The 16,256-nt window shown below is 33.5% G+C and carries 17 protein-coding genes; 5 read left to right on the top strand and 12 right to left on the bottom strand.

The window, feature by feature from the left end; translation table 11 throughout:
- Positions 1 to 8: 8 nt before the first annotated feature.
- The 4 genes from add to GQ593_RS05035 all read right to left on the bottom strand — a co-directional run bounded on the left by add (position 9) and on the right by GQ593_RS05035 (position 4,820).
- Positions 9 to 1,178: an adenosine deaminase gene (gene add, locus GQ593_RS05050; RefSeq protein ID WP_160431068.1), complete on the bottom strand. Its 1,170-nt coding sequence runs from the start codon at positions 1,176 to 1,178 to the stop codon at positions 9 to 11.
- Between the two features lie 279 nt (positions 1,179 to 1,457).
- Positions 1,458 to 2,714, bottom strand: coding sequence for a nucleoside permease (locus tag GQ593_RS05045; protein WP_160431067.1), 1,257 nt, complete (start codon positions 2,712 to 2,714; stop codon positions 1,458 to 1,460).
- A gap of 107 nt (positions 2,715 to 2,821) precedes the next feature.
- Entirely contained in the window at positions 2,822 to 3,538 is a 717-nt protein-coding gene (deoD, locus tag GQ593_RS05040; RefSeq protein ID WP_160431066.1) for a purine-nucleoside phosphorylase, read from the bottom strand.
- 52 nt (positions 3,539 to 3,590) lie between these two features.
- On the bottom strand, positions 3,591 to 4,820 hold the full coding sequence (locus tag GQ593_RS05035; RefSeq protein WP_160431065.1) for a phosphopentomutase: 1,230 nt from the start codon (positions 4,818 to 4,820) through the stop codon (positions 3,591 to 3,593).
- A 456-nt stretch (positions 4,821 to 5,276) separates the two neighbouring features.
- On the opposite strand from GQ593_RS05035, the gene murB reads away from it, so the two are divergent.
- Genes murB through birA form a run of 3 tightly spaced genes read left to right on the top strand, consistent with a single transcriptional unit; the run spans position 5,277 to position 8,417 of the window.
- Positions 5,277 to 6,287 (top strand): UDP-N-acetylmuramate dehydrogenase, encoded by a 1,011-nt coding sequence (murB, locus tag GQ593_RS05030; protein ID WP_160431064.1) that lies wholly within the window; start codon positions 5,277 to 5,279, stop codon positions 6,285 to 6,287.
- A 59-nt stretch (positions 6,288 to 6,346) separates the two neighbouring features.
- Positions 6,347 to 7,489, top strand: coding sequence for an MFS transporter (locus tag GQ593_RS05025; RefSeq protein ID WP_160431063.1), 1,143 nt, complete (start codon positions 6,347 to 6,349; stop codon positions 7,487 to 7,489).
- Positions 7,464 to 8,417: a bifunctional biotin--[acetyl-CoA-carboxylase] ligase/biotin operon repressor BirA gene (birA, locus tag GQ593_RS05020; RefSeq protein WP_160431062.1), complete on the top strand. Its 954-nt coding sequence runs from the start codon at positions 7,464 to 7,466 to the stop codon at positions 8,415 to 8,417. The genes GQ593_RS05025 and birA overlap by 26 nt, the downstream gene beginning before the upstream one ends.
- A gap of 75 nt (positions 8,418 to 8,492) precedes the next feature.
- On the opposite strand, the gene GQ593_RS05015 is transcribed toward birA, so the two are convergent.
- The 4 genes from GQ593_RS05015 to GQ593_RS05005 form a co-directional block, all read right to left on the bottom strand.
- Positions 8,493 to 10,811 (bottom strand): zinc/cadmium/mercury/lead-transporting ATPase, encoded by a 2,319-nt coding sequence (locus GQ593_RS05015; protein ID WP_160431061.1) that lies wholly within the window; start codon positions 10,809 to 10,811, stop codon positions 8,493 to 8,495.
- 112 nt (positions 10,812 to 10,923) lie between these two features.
- Entirely contained in the window at positions 10,924 to 11,376 is a 453-nt protein-coding gene (locus GQ593_RS13595) for a hypothetical protein (protein ID WP_202115373.1), read from the bottom strand.
- Between the two features lie 55 nt (positions 11,377 to 11,431).
- A complete protein-coding gene (locus GQ593_RS05010; protein ID WP_160431060.1) occupies positions 11,432 to 11,800 on the bottom strand; it encodes a hypothetical protein in 369 nt (122 codons plus the stop codon).
- A 251-nt stretch (positions 11,801 to 12,051) separates the two neighbouring features.
- On the bottom strand, positions 12,052 to 12,366 hold the full coding sequence (locus GQ593_RS05005; protein ID WP_160431059.1) for a hypothetical protein: 315 nt from the start codon (positions 12,364 to 12,366) through the stop codon (positions 12,052 to 12,054).
- A gap of 456 nt (positions 12,367 to 12,822) precedes the next feature.
- Between GQ593_RS05005 and GQ593_RS05000 the strand changes: the two genes are divergently transcribed.
- Positions 12,823 to 13,251, top strand: coding sequence for an SMI1/KNR4 family protein (locus GQ593_RS05000; protein ID WP_160431058.1), 429 nt, complete (start codon positions 12,823 to 12,825; stop codon positions 13,249 to 13,251).
- Between the two features lie 406 nt (positions 13,252 to 13,657).
- Positions 13,658 to 13,990, top strand: coding sequence for a hypothetical protein (locus GQ593_RS04995; protein WP_160431057.1), 333 nt, complete (start codon positions 13,658 to 13,660; stop codon positions 13,988 to 13,990).
- Between the two features lie 18 nt (positions 13,991 to 14,008).
- Here GQ593_RS04995 and GQ593_RS04990 read toward each other — a convergent pair whose 3' ends face one another.
- From GQ593_RS04990 to GQ593_RS04975, 4 genes are all read right to left on the bottom strand, one after another.
- A complete protein-coding gene (locus GQ593_RS04990; RefSeq protein ID WP_160431056.1) occupies positions 14,009 to 14,290 on the bottom strand; it encodes a hypothetical protein in 282 nt (93 codons plus the stop codon).
- The gene (locus GQ593_RS04985; protein WP_160431055.1) at positions 14,281 to 14,613 is read right to left on the bottom strand and encodes a hypothetical protein; all 333 of its coding nucleotides are present in this window, start codon (positions 14,611 to 14,613) and stop codon (positions 14,281 to 14,283) included. The genes GQ593_RS04990 and GQ593_RS04985 overlap by 10 nt, the downstream gene beginning before the upstream one ends.
- Positions 14,614 to 14,787: 174 nt before the next feature.
- Positions 14,788 to 15,147, bottom strand: a complete 360-nt coding sequence (locus tag GQ593_RS04980) for a hypothetical protein (protein ID WP_160431054.1) — start codon at positions 15,145 to 15,147, stop codon at positions 14,788 to 14,790.
- A gap of 172 nt (positions 15,148 to 15,319) precedes the next feature.
- Positions 15,320 to 16,201: a hypothetical protein gene (locus tag GQ593_RS04975; RefSeq protein WP_160431053.1), complete on the bottom strand. Its 882-nt coding sequence runs from the start codon at positions 16,199 to 16,201 to the stop codon at positions 15,320 to 15,322.
- Positions 16,202 to 16,256 lie beyond the last annotated feature (55 nt).

Raw genomic sequence — 16,256 nt, 5'->3', positions numbered from 1 at the left:
TAACTAAATTAGTTAACGGACATGGCTAGCAACTGCTTTTGATATTTTAAAAATCGTTCAATGATTGCTGGATTATATTTCTTATCATTAATGCATTTTTTCATCACCTGCTTATCATCAGAGGTAAAACATGAAAAAACATGCTCTATCAAACAACTTTTAACCGATTCTTCGGCAAATGCGGCCTGAATGCCACACAGCGTTATGTCGAGCAATTCTAAGCGTGAAAATGCAAATATGGATTGGGCAATGCTATATTCTTTTTCAATATCGGTGCCGAAAATTCCTGCATCATCGGTATTTAGCGTAATGCGAACGCCTTGGTCATAAAGCCGTCTTATTGGGTGCTGATAGATATCGCCTTGTAGTTCATTAACCAAAATACGATTACTGGTGAGTGCAACTTCTAGGGTGATGTTGTTCTTAATCAGTTCATTAATTAGATTTTGATCATCAATGGCTTTAATGCCATGCCCAATTCTTGTTGCGCCATGTTTTAATGCTTGAATGATGCTTTCTGCTGGCTCAATTTCGCCTGCATGATAAGATTTTTGTAAGCCTAATTTAGATGCTAATTGATGTGAATCTTGAAAATCATCGAAATGACCTGCTCTTTCATTGCCTGCAATGTTGAATCCAGTAATAAAATGGTGAGGATTATTTTCAATAAATTTCAATGTTTCATGGACAATTTTAGCACCAAGATGTCGAACGCCGATAACATGATACCTAACGGTAATATTATGATTTTTTTGGACGTCAATAATGGCTTTATCCATTTGCGTTAAGGTTTGTTGGAATCGTTTTTTATCCCAAGTCATCTTGCCATCAAATTCGGTTGCACAGATATGGTAAGGAGAGATAAAAAGTTCACAGTAGATGAGTCCCTGTTTGGCATTTCTACTCAAAAAATCAAATGTAATTAAATAATAATCTTCTGGCGTTTTTAAAAAGTGAGAAACGGCATCATAAGTTTGAATAAATTCTATGAAATTTGTTTCATCATATCGATAACGTCCATTTTGATACTCTTGCTCATCATATTCTCCCTTTTTATAACATAAAGAACTAGGAAAGGGGATCTGATTTTTATCAGCTAACTTTTGAGCCATAATAGGAGTAATGCTCCCTTCAATGTGCTCATGTAATATGACTTTGGGTATTATTTGATTGTTCATTAGGTGTTTAATCTATTTAAAATGAGCTAAATGGTTTTTAGTAATAATGACATTAAAACACTTATCAAAACTAAAAATAGCATATTTATTGTTGTTAATTATAAGCTAGGGTATTTTACCTTGATAAGACATCTTTCTGCCATACCTTTTGCATTACTTATTTATATTTTTGTTTGGTAAATCATATTTTTACGCTAATTTTGTGCTAGAAAAAGGCAACAACTTATATTGCTGCCTGCATATTGATTAAGTGGTTGGAATGAACAACCACTCAATGAATTATTTATTGATGGTCGCAGTTGCTTGTGGATTTGGATTCTCGTTTTTAAAAATCAACATAAACACAATAGCTAGAACCAAAGCATAACTTGCAAAAACAAGCCAGACCGTTTGCCAATCAATGCCACTTGTAGTTGTGTAATGATCGACTACAAAGCCACTAATTACTGAACCTAAATAAGCACCAAGTCCATTAGTCATGGTCATAAATAATCCTTGAGCACTATTACGAATGGTTGGAGATACTGATTTTTCAACATACATTGAGCCTGATATATTGTAAAAGTCGAAGGCACAACCATAAACAATCATTGAAAGAAGTAATAGTACAAAACCGACAGGAGATGGGTCACCATAAGCAAATAAACCGAAACGTGCCACCCAAGCAAACATACTAATTAGCATAACATATTTGATACCTAAACGTTTCATAAAGAAAGGTACAAATAAAATAAATACCACTTCTGAAATTTGAGAAATCGACAACAATACAGAAGGATACTTAACTACTAAACTATCGGCATATTCTGGGAATTTTTCAAAATCATGCAAAAATGGGTTACCAAAAGTATTGGTGATTTGTAAAATGCCGCCTAATAAAACCGCAAATAAAAAGAAAATAGCCATTCTAGGTTGTTTGAATAAAACGAAAGCATCTAATCCTAATGAACTAATGATGCTTTTTTCTTCAGTAGCATTTTTAGCAGTTGGAATCAGTGGTAATGAGAGAGAATAAAGGCTAAGTAACAAAGAAGATGCAGCAGCTATATAAAGTTGCATGCTACTAAGTTCTAACTGTAAAAAGCTCACAAGCCACATGGCAACAATAAAGCCGATGGTGCCAAATATTCTGATACAAGGGAACTGAGTAATAACATCAAGTCCTTGTGATTCTAAGCAGGAATAAGAAATTGAATTTGAAATTGCGATAGTAGGCATAAAAGCTAAGCAATGAATAAGTATTACAATCATCATCAAGAAAGGGGATGTTACAGAAGCAGCTATAAACAGTGTTATAGCACCTATCAAATGACAAAGAACATATAAACGATTAGCGGGGATCCATCTGTCAGCAACAATACCAAGCAAACTAGGCATGAACAACGAAGCAATACCCATTGTGCCATATACTGATCCTACTTCAATGCCAGTAAAATCTAATTTACGCATCATGTAAGAACCCAAGGTAATTAACCAGCTTCCCCAGATAAAAAATTGTAAGAAAAATATAACTTTAAGCTGATACTTAATATTCATTTATGATTCCTTATTAATGAGATCTTGGTGTAATCTATTATCTAAACACGAATATAATCATTATTTGATAAATAAAAATAAAAAATGGCAGATTACCTGCCATTTTTTTAGTTTTGATTTAATAAAACAGATTCTAGTGCAACTGTGATCATTTCTTTAAAGCCTAACTGTCTTTGCTCTGCCGACATTGCTTCGCCTTTTCGAATATGATCCGAAACCGTGCAAATGGCCAGTGCTTTAGCGCCATATTCGGCAGCAACTCCATAAATCCCAGCCGCTTCCATTTCAACACCTAAAATATTATATTTTTCCATAACATCAAACATATCAGGCTCAACGCTATAAAAAAGATCGGCAGAAAAAAGATTACCCACTTTCACATTTACACCTAACTTTTTAGCCGCATTGACGGCATTACAGGTCAAATCAAAATCAGCGATAGCGGCAAAATCATGATCTTTAAAACGTAAGCGGTTAACTTTTGAATCGGTACATGCACCCATTCCAACAATAACATCGCCCACATTAACATTAGGGCTAATTGCACCACACGAACCAATACGAATAATGTTTTCAACACCATAAAATTTAATTAGTTCGGTTGTATAAATAGAGCAAGACGGAATACCCATTCCATGTCCCATAACTGAAATTTTTTGGCCTTTATAATAACCCGTAAAACCTAACATGGCTCTTACATTAGTTACTTCTTGGGCATTTTCTAAAAAGGTTTCTGCAATAAACTTTGCTCGTAGCGGATCGCCAGGCATTAAAACGGTTTTTGCAAAAGCATTATCAATGGCATTAATATGCGGGGTAGACATCAACTTCTCCTGATATTTGTTTCTAAATCAATATTACTTAAACTTAAATTACTTATTTTTTTATAAACGATTTACCATAATCCATTGGTGATAAGCCAAAATAATCGGCAATACTTTGCCCAATATCGGCAAAGGTTTCACGATGACCTAAAGATCCAGTTGGCACACTATTTCCATAAACAATGACAGGTATATGTTCGCGAGTATGATCAGTGCCAGGCCAAGTAGGATCGCAACCATGATCGGCACTAATAATAAGTAGATCGCCGGGATTCATAAGCGCTAACATTTCAGGTAGGCGACGATCAAAATATTCTAACGCAGCAGCATACCCCGAAACATCGCGACGGTGTCCATATGAGGAGTCAAAATCGACAAAATTAGTAAATACGATAGTGTTATCTTTTGCTTGTTTGATTTCTTCAAGTGATGCATCAAATAAAGCTTCAATACCAGTTGCTTTCACTTTTTTGGTAATTCCAACTTGGGCATAGATATCGGCAATTTTACCGATGGACACCACTGTGCCTTGTTTTTCATCAACCAACTTTTTAATCATTGTTGGCGCTGGTGGTTCAACAGCAAGATCGTGACGATTACCAGTACGCACAAATTCGCCCGCTTTTTTACCAACAAATGGTCTTGCAATAACACGGCCAATATTATAATTACCCTTATTTAGTTCATCGCGAGCAATTTCGCAAACTTCATAAAGTCTATCTAAGCCAAATGTTTCTTCATGACAGGCAATTTGAAATACTGAATCAGCAGAAGTATAAAAAATAGGTTTGCCAGACGCCATATGTTCTTCACCAAGTTCATCAAGAATAATTGTGCCTGATGAGTGACAATTACCAAGATAACCGGGTAGTTTTGCGCGAGAAACAATCTTATCTAAAAGATCTTGAGGAAAGCTGTTAGTCGTATTAGTAAAATAGCCCCAGTCAAAAAGGACTGGTACACCTGCAATTTCCCAATGTCCTGAAGGTGTATCTTTACCTGATGAAATTTCACTGGCATAACCATATGAACCAATAATTTCGCCTTCTGTCATCATGCCTTTAGGATATGCTCCGGTTGACTCATAGGCGGCTTCTATTAAGCCTAATTTTCCTAGATTAGGTAATTTTAATGGTCCACTTCGACCTTGTTCCGCTTTACCTAATGCACAAAACTCAGCGATATGACCCAATGTATCAGCACCTTCATCCCCAAATTTTTTGGCATCTGCAGCGCCGCCGATTCCAAAGGAATCTAGGATCATAATAAAAACTCTTTTCATAATTTCCTCTAACTCATAAGCAAAACTTAACTTGCGCACAATCAATATAATCAATAATTGCTAATCAAATAACATTGGTTGTTTTTCGTGCTAGCAATAAGTAATTCAGACTATAATTTATAAAAAACATCGCTTGGTTAGTTATAATACACGATAACAAAAAACAAAAAAGATTTAAGCGTTACTTTAGTCGAATATTTGTATAAATAATGTGATGAATTTGATAATAGTCACACTATTGTCGAAAAAAAGTAAATAGACTAATTTTATGAAGTGCACGATTAATAGCAAATTTAAAGAAAATTTAAAATTATTCGCGATCAAATAATTAATCAAATAAGCTTAACCAATGTGGTAATATAATCAGCAAATGCAATAGAGCCCAAATCATAACAATAACAGATAAAATCGAATTACACTTGGGTGTCTACTTTCACAAAATAAAGGTAGTGATTAATGAAACAAAAAATTCCTAATACATTTGGTCTAACTGTTTTTGCTCAAAAAGTTATTACTGTCACAACTGTCGAACAATTACAACAGATTTGGCAAGATAACTCGCCGCATTTACCGATTATGATTATTGGTGAAGGCAGTAACACTCTTTTTACCTGTGATTTTGAAGGTATTGTTATTGTTAATCGCATAAAAGGTATTACTATAACTGAAACCGAACAAGCGTGGCATTTAAAAGTGGGGGCTGGCGAAATTTGGCATGATTTAGTGTCAAGAACTATTGCGCAAGATATATCAGGGCTTGAAAACCTCGCATTAATTCCGGGGTGTGTTGGTTCTGCACCTATTCAAAATATTGGTGCTTACGGGGTTGAATTTCAAAAAGTAGCTGATTATGTAGAACTGCTTGAGCTTGCCACAGGTAACATCATTACAGTTATCGATGGTCAATATGGTTACCGGGAAAGCATCTTCAAAAAAGCATATTTGCAAGGTTATGCGGTCATCAATGTTGGTATTAAATTACCCAAACAGTGGCAACCAGTATTAACTTACGGTGAATTACGAAACTTTGATCCAAAAAGTGTCACCCCAAAAATGGTCTTTGATAAGGTATGTGATATTCGCCGCAGTAAATTGCCTGATCCAAAAGAGCTTGGCAATGGCGGGAGCTTTTTTAAAAATCCCGTGGTCGATAAAATTGAGGCAGATAAGCTACTTGAAATTTATCCGAATATGCCAATATATCCACAAGCCAATCATCAAACAAAATTGGCCGCAGGTTGGCTTATCGATCAGTGTGGTCTAAAAGGCTATCAAATAGGCGGAGCTGCCGTGCATCAGCAACAAGCGTTAGTGTTAGTCAACAAAAAACAAGCAACTGCACATGATGTAGTTGAATTAGCTCGTTATATAAAAAAATGTGTATTACAAAAATTCTTGGTGAGTTTATCGCCAGAAATCCGATTTATCGGCAACTCGGGCGAAATTGATGCTGACAGTTATTTATAATTGATACCAAATTATAATTGCCTGCAAATTATAACCCATAAATTATATGCGATAACATTATGAAACATTCGTATTCATTTCCTATTTTATTAACGAGTTTACTCTTTGTGACTATCTCGTTGTCAGCACTCAACACACAAGTACCATTGTGGTTAGTGCGTAATGAATTTTCGCTGGGGCAAATTGGTCTTGTGGGATCAAGTTATTTTACTGGCAACTTGATTGGCACTATTTTTGCCAATTGGTTTATTGGTAAATTTAATGCTCGACACACTTATACCTATAGTTGCATTATTTTTGCTATTGCAACTATTGGCTTAAGTTTTTCAATGAATTTTTATAGTTGGATCATGTGGCGCTTTTTTATTGGCATCGCTTGTGCTGTCACTTGGGTGGTGATTGAAAGTTGCATATTACTCACTGGCCCAGTGCATACCCGTGGAAGGATGCTTGCAGTTTATTTAACCACTTATTATTTAGGCACGGTTTTGGGGCAAGCTTTGTTACAGTATTTTCCACAAGATGTCTTGTATTTTGGATTGGTGATTATGTTACTAATGGGGCTTGCGATTTTATTTATTTTGCGCACACATTATAAATTACCAAAAAGAAAAAAAAGCAGCTTTGACATTATGCCAATGATATTAAATAAACCCTCTCGGCTTGGGTTAACCGGTTGCGTTATTGCTGGTATGTTAATCGGGTCGTTATATTCACTGTTACCAGTTTATTATTCACACTTGGGTTATAGCGATACTCAAGTTGCTAATTGGATGATTTTACTTATTTTATCAGGAGTGGCAGCACAAATGCCTGCCAACTGGTGTGCCGACAAATTTGGACGGCAAATGGTATTGCTAATTGAATCGCTACTCATGTTGGTTGCATGTATTATGCTTATATTTAATTGGTTTGGCGCATTGGCAATTATCTTATTAGGTGCAACCATTTACACCATTTATCCCATATCGATGGCTTGGGCTTGCTCATGTGTTAAAAAGCAAAATATTGTGGCTATGAACCAAGCAATGCTATTAACTAACACCTTAGGTAGCTTAGTTGCTCCTGCGGTGATAGCATTCATCATGGATAAAACGAGTAATACCTATTTATTTGTTAGTTTTGCTATAATTTCGTTATACTTCGTTATCTTATTAGTTAAAAAAAGAGGAACGGATGCGCAGCCACAAAAATCCACTTAAATTAATTGAAATATTAGCCGATGGACAGTTCCACTCAGGCGAAGAATTGGCAACCATTTTTGGCATTACACGTGCAGGTATTAATAAATATATCAAACAACTGCGTGAGTGGGGAATAGCGTTAACCTCAGTGCAAGGAAAAGGCTATTGCTTGGCAGCGCCGCTTGATTTGCTCAATAAAAACAAGATTGATCAGCATTACCAATCCGACAGCCATTGCGAAATATTACCGATTATTGATTCAACCAACCAATATCTGCTTGATCGAATAGGGCAATTAACATCGGGTGATTGTTGTGTGGCTGAATTTCAATCAAAAGCAAGAGGAAGACGTGGGCGAAAATGGTTTTCACCTTTTGGTAGCAATTTATACTTCTCGATGTATTGGCGATTAGATCAAGGCGTGGCTGCGGCAATGGGGTTAAGTTTGGTGGTCGGGATAGTACTTGCCGATACCTTGCGCACATTATCAGGCCAAGATATCAAAGTTAAATGGCCAAATGATCTTTATCTTAACGACCAAAAGTTAGCAGGAATTTTAGTTGAGCTCGCCGGTAAAACTGGCGACTGTGCCCATGTAGTGATTGGTGTAGGCGTCAATCTAACCATGACAAACCCCGATATCAACATAGTTAACCAAAAATGGGCTAATTTAGGTAATGTTGATCGTAATTTACTTGTGGCACAAGTTTCCAAAGTCTTAAAAAGTAAATTAATCGAATTTGAAAAACATGGTTTAGCTCCATTTATTCATGATTGGAATAGACTAGATAATTTTGCCAATCGACCAGTAAAACTATTAATTGGCGATAACACTATTCGTGGCATTGCAAAAGGCATTAATGAGCAAGGCGCTTTATTGTTAGAACAAAATGGTAAAATTAATGCCCATATTGGTGGCGAAATATCATTAAGAATTGATGAATAATAAACCCAAAATGATTTAACAAAACTATTCCGCTTGTAACAAGCGGAATAGATTAAGCAAACATATTCTTAACTTTTATTTTTTAAATTTCAAAACCCTAAGAGCATTAGCGGTCACAATCGCAGTCGTGCCTGAATCAGCCAACACTGCTAGCCACAATCCAGTAAAACCAAACAAACTGGTAATCAAAAAGATCAACTTAATGCCTAATGCAATGGTAATATTTTGTTTAATATTACGACTCGCAAAGCGAGTTAAGCGAATTAACTTAGGCAAACTGAGTAAGCTATTTTTAGTTAATGCGGCATCGGCAGCTTCTAGCGCAACATCTGTGCCACTTCCCATGGCAATACTCACAGTTGCGGCTTTCATGGCTGGTGAATCATTAATACCATCGCCCACCATAGCAATTGACGTTGTGTTACGGATCTTTTCAATGGTAATCAACTTATCGGCAGGCAACAGTTCAGCGCGGTGATCCATACCTAACTGATCGGCAATAGCTTTAGCTGCTCGCGCATTATCGCCTGTTAGCATCAAAGATTTAATACCAAGCTGATTAAGTTCATTTATTGTAGTCTTTGCATCTGACCGCAATATATCTTGCAGAGCAATAATGCCCATCAGTTGTTGATTTGTTACCGCAACCACCACGGTTTTACCTGCACTTTCAAGTTCCGCAATGATTTTAGTGTGTTCATCATTTAAAGGCGTTGAAACGGTCGCAACTTTGTTTGGCGAAACAATATAAAAATTCTGATTATCAATCTCGCCTTGAATACCAATTCCCGCAATCGCTTTACGATTATCGGCCTGATTAATGCTTAACTGATTTTGTAATGCGTAATCAACAATAGCTTTACCAATAGGATGATGCGAACCACTTTCAACCGAGGCAACCATTGTTAATAATTGTTCTTTGGAAATATCTTGAGGAATCACATCGGTTACTTGTGGTTTACCTTCAGTTAAGGTACCAGTCTTATCAAACGCAACCAGTTTAACCGAACCAATATGCTCTAATGCTGCTCCACCTTTAATTAACACCCCTTGCTTTGCCGCATTCGACAAGGCCGATGTTATCACCGCAGGCGTTGAAATCACCAGCGCACAAGGGCAACCAATTAATAACAACGTCAAGCCACGATAACACCAAGTATACCAATCAGCATTAAGCAACAAAGGTGGCACAACAATCACCAATAGTGCAAATAAAGCAATTGTAGGCGTATAGTAACGGCTAAATTTATCAATAAAACGTTCAATAGGCGCTTTGCGTTCCTCGGCATCTTCAATCATCTGTAAAATACGATCAACCGCATTTTGCCCGACTTCTGATACCACTTTAAGTTGAATTGTATTATCAACCACCAGCGAACCAGCCATAATTTTGTCGCCTGAAAGATAATTAACAGGAATGGACTCGCCAGTTAATGCGCTTTCATCAATATTGGCTTGCTCACTCATTAAAATGACATCAGCAGGCAACCGCCCTCCAGATGAAATTTCAATAATGTCCTCGGGTTTTAAACTATGACTGGCAACGGTTTTTCTTACACCGTCAATGATTATCACGGTCTCTTCTGGCATGAGCTGAGCAAGCGAGGAGATGCCTTTTTTTGCTTTACTTGTTGCAACACCTTCTAACATTTCACCAATCATAAATAAATATATGACCATGGTGGCTTCTTCGGCAGCACCAATAAATAAAGCACCAATAGCTGACACGCTCATTAACGACTCGATCGCAAATGGTGTTCCACTGCGCGTTAAAACCAATGCTTCTTTCAAAATAGGAATAAGTCCAACAATTGCTGTTACCATAAAGGCATATTCGCCAACGGTTTGATTACATAACAACAGGATATAGCTCACAACAATTAAAGCGCCTAATACTCCTAAAGGGATTAATGCTTTATTATCAAAACGATGGGAATGCTCATGATGATGTGAATGTTCGGGGGATGATTCAAAAATGGGTTTATAGCCTAACTCGATGATTTTATCTTCGATCAATTTAATGGTTTGTTCATTCTTTTGTGGAACAAAAACAACTAATTTTTCGGTAGAAAAGATAATCTTGGTTTGGCAAATATTGGGTAATGTCTTTACACTATTTTCAATTTTTTGTGCACAGTTTGCACAATCCATGCCTTTTATTTTCCATGTTAATTTAGTTTGATTGATTTGCCTGTCGGGGTCATCAGGGGGATCGTCAAACTCATTTTTTGGGTTAGTCATATGGGTATCGCCACCTGAACAAAGCGTTGAATCTTGATGACAATTTAACTCATGAGATAAATGTGCATGATTATGCGCCATATTTTGACAATTATCATGACAACATTCATGGTGGTGATGTTTGTGGCACATTGATTTGTTATTATATAACATAACGTTACCTCGTTTTGGGGATGATTTTGATTGTACGCTAAAAAATAAAAAAGAAAATCATTTTATTTTTAATAATGAGGTAATGGGGGATGACAGATCTTTTGATCCTTTATTAATCTAATATATCTGCATAAAAAAATGTTTCTTCATAAGAAAAGATCATCTTATTGCTATTGGTAATTAAAAGAATACTTGATTCATCACTAGGATAAAAAAAATCGCTCCATGCTTTAACAAAAATCTCCACCGGTACAATAGCACTCGCTTTTCGTTCCCAAAAGAAAAAAACTGATGAAATGTCGGTTAATTTATTTTTAAAAAACAAAGAAGATTCTTGAGGAAAGTTAAAATCCAAAGTAATTTTTTCTAGAATAGAATAACATGATGAATTGATGTTCATTAAATGTTCAAATGGAAATATCATATCCCAAAAATGACTCGATTCTTCGGTATCAAGGAAAACAATCCTGTTTTTTTCATCAAAGGATAGCAAGCAATCTTGAGAATTAAATCTCCATGCAATAGGATATTTTTTTTCATCAATGGTGAATAAATTTTTATGCATAAAATATATACCATGCCGAACTGTATTTTATCTAACTGCTATTTTTTTATAAAATTTATACAGGAAATCTTTTATTCTTATAAGCAGACCATAAGTGTGTAATAGCCCAGTTAGTATATTCTCCTGCTATAAAGCTCTTGGCTATTATCTCAATATCGTCAGCGATTCGGGATGATATTTCAAAATTATTAATCGCTTTTAAAGATAGCATAAATGCTTTTTCTCGTAATGTGTTAATCAATTTGATTTCATCATTATCAAAGCTTTTATTTTTTAATGCATTAAAGGTATTCATCCACTGATCATCAAATATATGTTCATCTCTTAGATCCAATTGATGATCTGCATCTAATAACTTTAAAAAATCGAAATTTGTTGGAACAGATAAATAATCATCAATTTCAGTAAGATATTTATTTTTCATTTTATGAATCCTTATTTTTTCTTAAAGAAAGTCATTATTCAATTGATAATTTTAAAGTATATAGCATTAGCAACTAAATTATAATCTTGATTCAGAGATTTAATATTCGCTTTCATGCATCTAAACTTGAATATGGTCTACAATAGGCATTAAAAATATTTTTATGTAAAGCTATGAAATTATTTATTGAAATAATAATTTAGAATCTTGCTTTCCATACCTTTAGCTGCTTTCAGTAGTAATATCTTATATTACATTTCTTTCAAAAACATATTTGCATAAGAGCTTAAATCATCTTGATCGTTACCTAGTGGGTGTTTTTCTCCTAATTTAAGCAACCAATCACTAAAATTTTCTAAAAATGATTTATTATCATTATTGACTTCAAATATCGCTGAATCAGAATAAGATTCAACTAATATATCTAATACCTCCAAAAAACCTTGATCATTTTTTAATATCTCCTCAACTTTAAATGCTTGAAGATATTTCATTACATCTATTATCTGAGATAACGTTAAAATAGTTGGACCATTTCTTAGATTATTTAATATTTCTTGGATCATGGCTATTTGCCTAAAAATTATCATCCTATTTTATTGATATTGTAGATGAGTTTTGTGTTTTTTTACTCTATTATTTTGCGGATAGTTACAGGTGCAATATAATTTGGGAATTAGTATGATGAATATATTTGATTCATTAGAAAGTTTTTTAAATACTTTAGCCTATAATGAAGAACAAGACTAAGATGAAACTATTGAATATAAAGATATTAAACCAAGAGCAAGTAACAAATTCTATGACTCTGAACAAGCAATAATACCGCTGACCTAAATGAGGTTGAAAAACTTTTAAAGATAACAATTTCTATGCAATAGTTTTAATGAATTTATTTCTAAATTAGTGTTTGAAGATGATTTATAGGGTTTATAAATAATAGCTATAAAACTGATTTTATCTTAGATGATATCTAGGTCTGTATTTAGACAGATTTACGCAACTAAAAAAGGCAATGGCAAATGGGGTTAAAACTTGAAGAATCAGAAAAACAATTATCTTTTGATGAATTAGACGAATTTAGCAAATACTTTGACAAAAAGATTCCACTTTCGTTTTCTAATTTTTATATGGAATTTAATGGCGGTTACCCACCTGAAAATGGAAGACATAATTTCTTTTTATTAGGTGGCTTTAATTCGATAAAATACGGTGATGTAACTATAGAAAATATATACACTGACTTAGTGGATAGTTTCCCTAATTTAAAGAATATGATTCCTTTTGCTTATGATGAAGGTGGAAATTGCTTTGTACTTTCATTAAAAGATGAAAATTATGGGAAAATATATATATGGTTAATGGATGAAAAAGAATTAGTTTTAGTGTCTGAATCCTTTGATAACTTTATCACAAAATTATCACAAAGTTATTCGCTATTGAATTATTAGTTAATTGATTATATTTTATTTTCACCAGTTGGTAATGATTCAGAATAACTAAAATATAAATTCAATAATAACCAGATTAGACATAAATGGGATGTTTTGGTCGATTAATCGCGCTATAACAAAAAAACGCAACGTACCTTTGACTACTGTATTGATTGTGTTGGAGAATCATTGCCGTTAGAAGTCATTTTGGGGTTTTCAAACAAATACTAATGAAGATCTTATTTAGATAGAACACCCGAAAATTATTTTGCCATAGTCAAGTTGAATTATGCGATGAGTGAACCACAATCAAAGCTCTTAGAGGATAGAACAAAAATTAATGATGTTGGAATCCATTATATGGTGAAACAGGGGAAAATGACATAATGATACAAGTCACAAATTTTAAGATAAAAGATTAATTATGAAATTTATTTATAAAGATGATAAAACAAAATCTATGCACTGGGCATTTTGTGAGAAAAGTCATACTCCTTTTATAGAGTTAAGTATTATTAATCATAAATTCACTAATATCTTTTATGATATAACCAATTATCATATCTCTTTAGAAGAAATTTCTGATGATATAAAAAAATTATATTTAGCTTACATCGAATTTTGTAGACTTTCAGATCCTATAATTGAAGATTTGTATAACCAATACTATTTTTTTAATTTAATCGTAAAAAGTGAGCATGCTAATTTTTTAGCAGAAAAATTATATGATTATCTTTTATTTAGATTAAGCAATTAAGTTAGAATATTTCCACTATTAATCAGGTTTAATTAAATAGTAATCAAAACAGTTAGGGCAGTATTTTTCTAGCCAATTTATGGCTCTTGCACTAATAAAACAGCCTAGTATTTCAATTCCCATAAAAAAATCAGAATCATCAAGTGCGTTGCCAACAAAAGTAATATATTCCGAAGGGTTTTGCATATCGATAAGTTTATTTTTGTTTAAATGAATTTGGCTTTCTATACTAGACAAGTAATAATCTGGCATATCCTGATTTAATTTTACATCATTAATACCATCAAAAATTAAATCCACTGGTTCATATAGATCAAATAATCAGTTATATCTTTATTCACATCCCATTTTGTCCAATCAAGATTAATAATTTTCTTTTTTTCTATTTCATACAAAAATTTAATGTCTTTTAATGAGGAATTTTCGATTAGTTCCTTTATTTCTTTTGTAAAAATAAAGTTATTATTTGAAAAATAAGCTTTTGGAGTAAAAGGTCCAGTACGTTCGATAGCAATAGACTGCTTATTTTCATCCCAAGGTGTTAACCCTGTCCAAAGTATATCGCCCCAAGGGGCGGTTTTATTTTCAATTAAGAATAGGAAGCGTTGATCTTTTGATTTCATGATTATGTACCTTTACATTGATACCCAAATAAACGTGTTATGACACTAGAAATAACAGCCTATATTCCATAGATCACTTAAGCTTTTTGTCAGACAATTAATTTATTTTTTTATCAATGCTTATAGCACTACAAAAACGGTTGCATAGTTATTACATGCGCAGCTATATTTTTGTTAAAACATGGTCAAGCAAAAATCACTATCTATGAAACGATACTCTAGCCAGTTGCCAGATTTTTTACTGTATCCTTGTAATATAAAATTATTTTGTTCAAGCGATATTTTCTGAATATATTCAAAAAACTCTAATTCATGTTTGAATAACGTTTTCTGTTCAAAGCGATTATTCAAATGATTAACGATAAAAACATTTGCTTCAAAAAATGACCAATTAAAAATCGATAAACAAACATTAGTTATACGTTGTTTTGTCTCTAATTGGTAAACTGATGCAAAATATATCTTAATTTCATGAGAAAATATTTTAGTATCCAAGATATTGCAATCAGCTGTTTCTATATGTTGTATATTCATTTTTTAGCAGCTTAGTTTGTTTTAAACAATAGATTGCTTTAAATCAACAATATTATCGTAAATATCTAAAGCGCTTGTTACCTAATCATATAGAAGAACGTGATTGGTATAATATTACTTTATCTGGCGATAGCATTGAGTCAATTAAGAAGATTTGCTTTTTTAACTTATCTTAATTTACTCTCAGTGACGGTTTATTAAGCTTTATAGTTAACTCTTTAATACATTCATTCGCCATTTTTTTATATTGTATCGCATTTTCTTCAGAATAGTTTTCATCCACCATTTTTTCAAAATCTGCAAGTGTACCAAAAAAGTCTGTTGCTTGAATTGCAAATGCGCCATTAGCCCAACAAGCAAAAATAGTTTGCGACTTATCTTCATCAGTTTTACGATAAGCTATATTCTGTATTTGATCTATATCCAAATGTATGCCACGAGTAACAGATAAGGTTTCGGGTAATTCTTGAATTTCTGTCGATTCGATGTTTAAGAGACCATCAACGGATAAGTATTCAGGTAACTTAGTCATTTTGGTAAATTTCAAATCTAAGTCACCTTTAATAGAAAAGTGTTCTGGTAATGCTTCTATTTCTGTAAATCCTAAGTATAAACTCCCACCAACTGATAAGTTTTCCGGTAGCATTTTGATGTTTGTCACTGTTAAATTGAGATCACCTTGGACAGATAGGTTTTCTGGTAGTGCTGTTATTTTTGTTTTTGCTAAATTTAGACTACCACTAATCGAAAAATTCTTAGGTAATGCTTTGATTTCCGTATTTGTTAAATATAAATAGCCACCAATAAGTATATTTTCAGGTAATTTTCTGATTTCTGTATTTGTTAAATCTAAATCACCACTAACAGAAAAATTTTTAGGCAGTGCTTCAATTTTTGTATGAGTTAAAATCAAATCCCCGTTAACAAACAAGTTTTCAGGTAATGCTTTAATTCCTTTATTTCTTAGATTTAAATTACCATCAACTGTGATCTTATTGTCTTCAATGAGGTACTTTATACCTTGTTTATTTAGTAATTCTAAAAATTTTTTCATAATTTCTCTTTAGCGATAAAAACTGTTTTAAATAGACTACATTAATGCAGTTAAC

Origin of the sequence: Gilliamella sp. Pas-s25 (assembly GCF_009795885.1) — a bacterium.
Taxonomy (GTDB): Bacteria; Pseudomonadota; Gammaproteobacteria; order Enterobacterales; family Orbaceae; genus Gilliamella.
The sequence above is the reverse complement of the archived record's forward strand: the minus strand, read 5'-3'. Positions and strand labels throughout refer to the sequence as shown.

What these genes read in the sequence shown, in the direction of transcription:
- GQ593_RS05000 (WP_160431058.1), top strand. Translation starts at nt 12,823, where the DNA reads ATGGGGTTAAAACTTGAAGAATCAGAAAAACAATTATCTTTTGATGAA.
- GQ593_RS05005 (WP_160431059.1), bottom strand. Translation starts at nt 12,366, where the DNA reads ATGATCCAAGAAATATTAAATAATCTAAGAAATGGTCCAACTATTTTA.
- GQ593_RS05010 (WP_160431060.1), bottom strand. Translation starts at nt 11,800, where the DNA reads ATGAAAAATAAATATCTTACTGAAATTGATGATTATTTATCTGTTCCA.
- murB (WP_160431064.1), top strand. Translation starts at nt 5,277, where the DNA reads ATGAAACAAAAAATTCCTAATACATTTGGTCTAACTGTTTTTGCTCAA.
- GQ593_RS05045 (WP_160431067.1), bottom strand. Translation starts at nt 2,714, where the DNA reads ATGAATATTAAGTATCAGCTTAAAGTTATATTTTTCTTACAATTTTTT.
- GQ593_RS05025 (WP_160431063.1), top strand. Translation starts at nt 6,347, where the DNA reads ATGAAACATTCGTATTCATTTCCTATTTTATTAACGAGTTTACTCTTT.
- GQ593_RS04995 (WP_160431057.1), top strand. Translation starts at nt 13,658, where the DNA reads ATGAAATTTATTTATAAAGATGATAAAACAAAATCTATGCACTGGGCA.
- GQ593_RS05015 (WP_160431061.1), bottom strand. Translation starts at nt 10,811, where the DNA reads ATGTTATATAATAACAAATCAATGTGCCACAAACATCACCACCATGAA.
- birA (WP_160431062.1), top strand. Translation starts at nt 7,464, where the DNA reads ATGCGCAGCCACAAAAATCCACTTAAATTAATTGAAATATTAGCCGAT.
- add (WP_160431068.1), bottom strand. Translation starts at nt 1,178, where the DNA reads ATGAACAATCAAATAATACCCAAAGTCATATTACATGAGCACATTGAA.
- deoD (WP_160431066.1), bottom strand. Translation starts at nt 3,538, where the DNA reads ATGTCTACCCCGCATATTAATGCCATTGATAATGCTTTTGCAAAAACC.
- GQ593_RS04985 (WP_160431055.1), bottom strand. Translation starts at nt 14,613, where the DNA reads ATGAAATCAAAAGATCAACGCTTCCTATTCTTAATTGAAAATAAAACC.
- GQ593_RS13595 (WP_202115373.1), bottom strand. Translation starts at nt 11,376, where the DNA reads ATGCATAAAAATTTATTCACCATTGATGAAAAAAAATATCCTATTGCA.
- GQ593_RS04975 (WP_160431053.1), bottom strand. Translation starts at nt 16,201, where the DNA reads ATGAAAAAATTTTTAGAATTACTAAATAAACAAGGTATAAAGTACCTC.
- GQ593_RS04980 (WP_160431054.1), bottom strand. Translation starts at nt 15,147, where the DNA reads ATGAATATACAACATATAGAAACAGCTGATTGCAATATCTTGGATACT.
- GQ593_RS05035 (WP_160431065.1), bottom strand. Translation starts at nt 4,820, where the DNA reads ATGAAAAGAGTTTTTATTATGATCCTAGATTCCTTTGGAATCGGCGGC.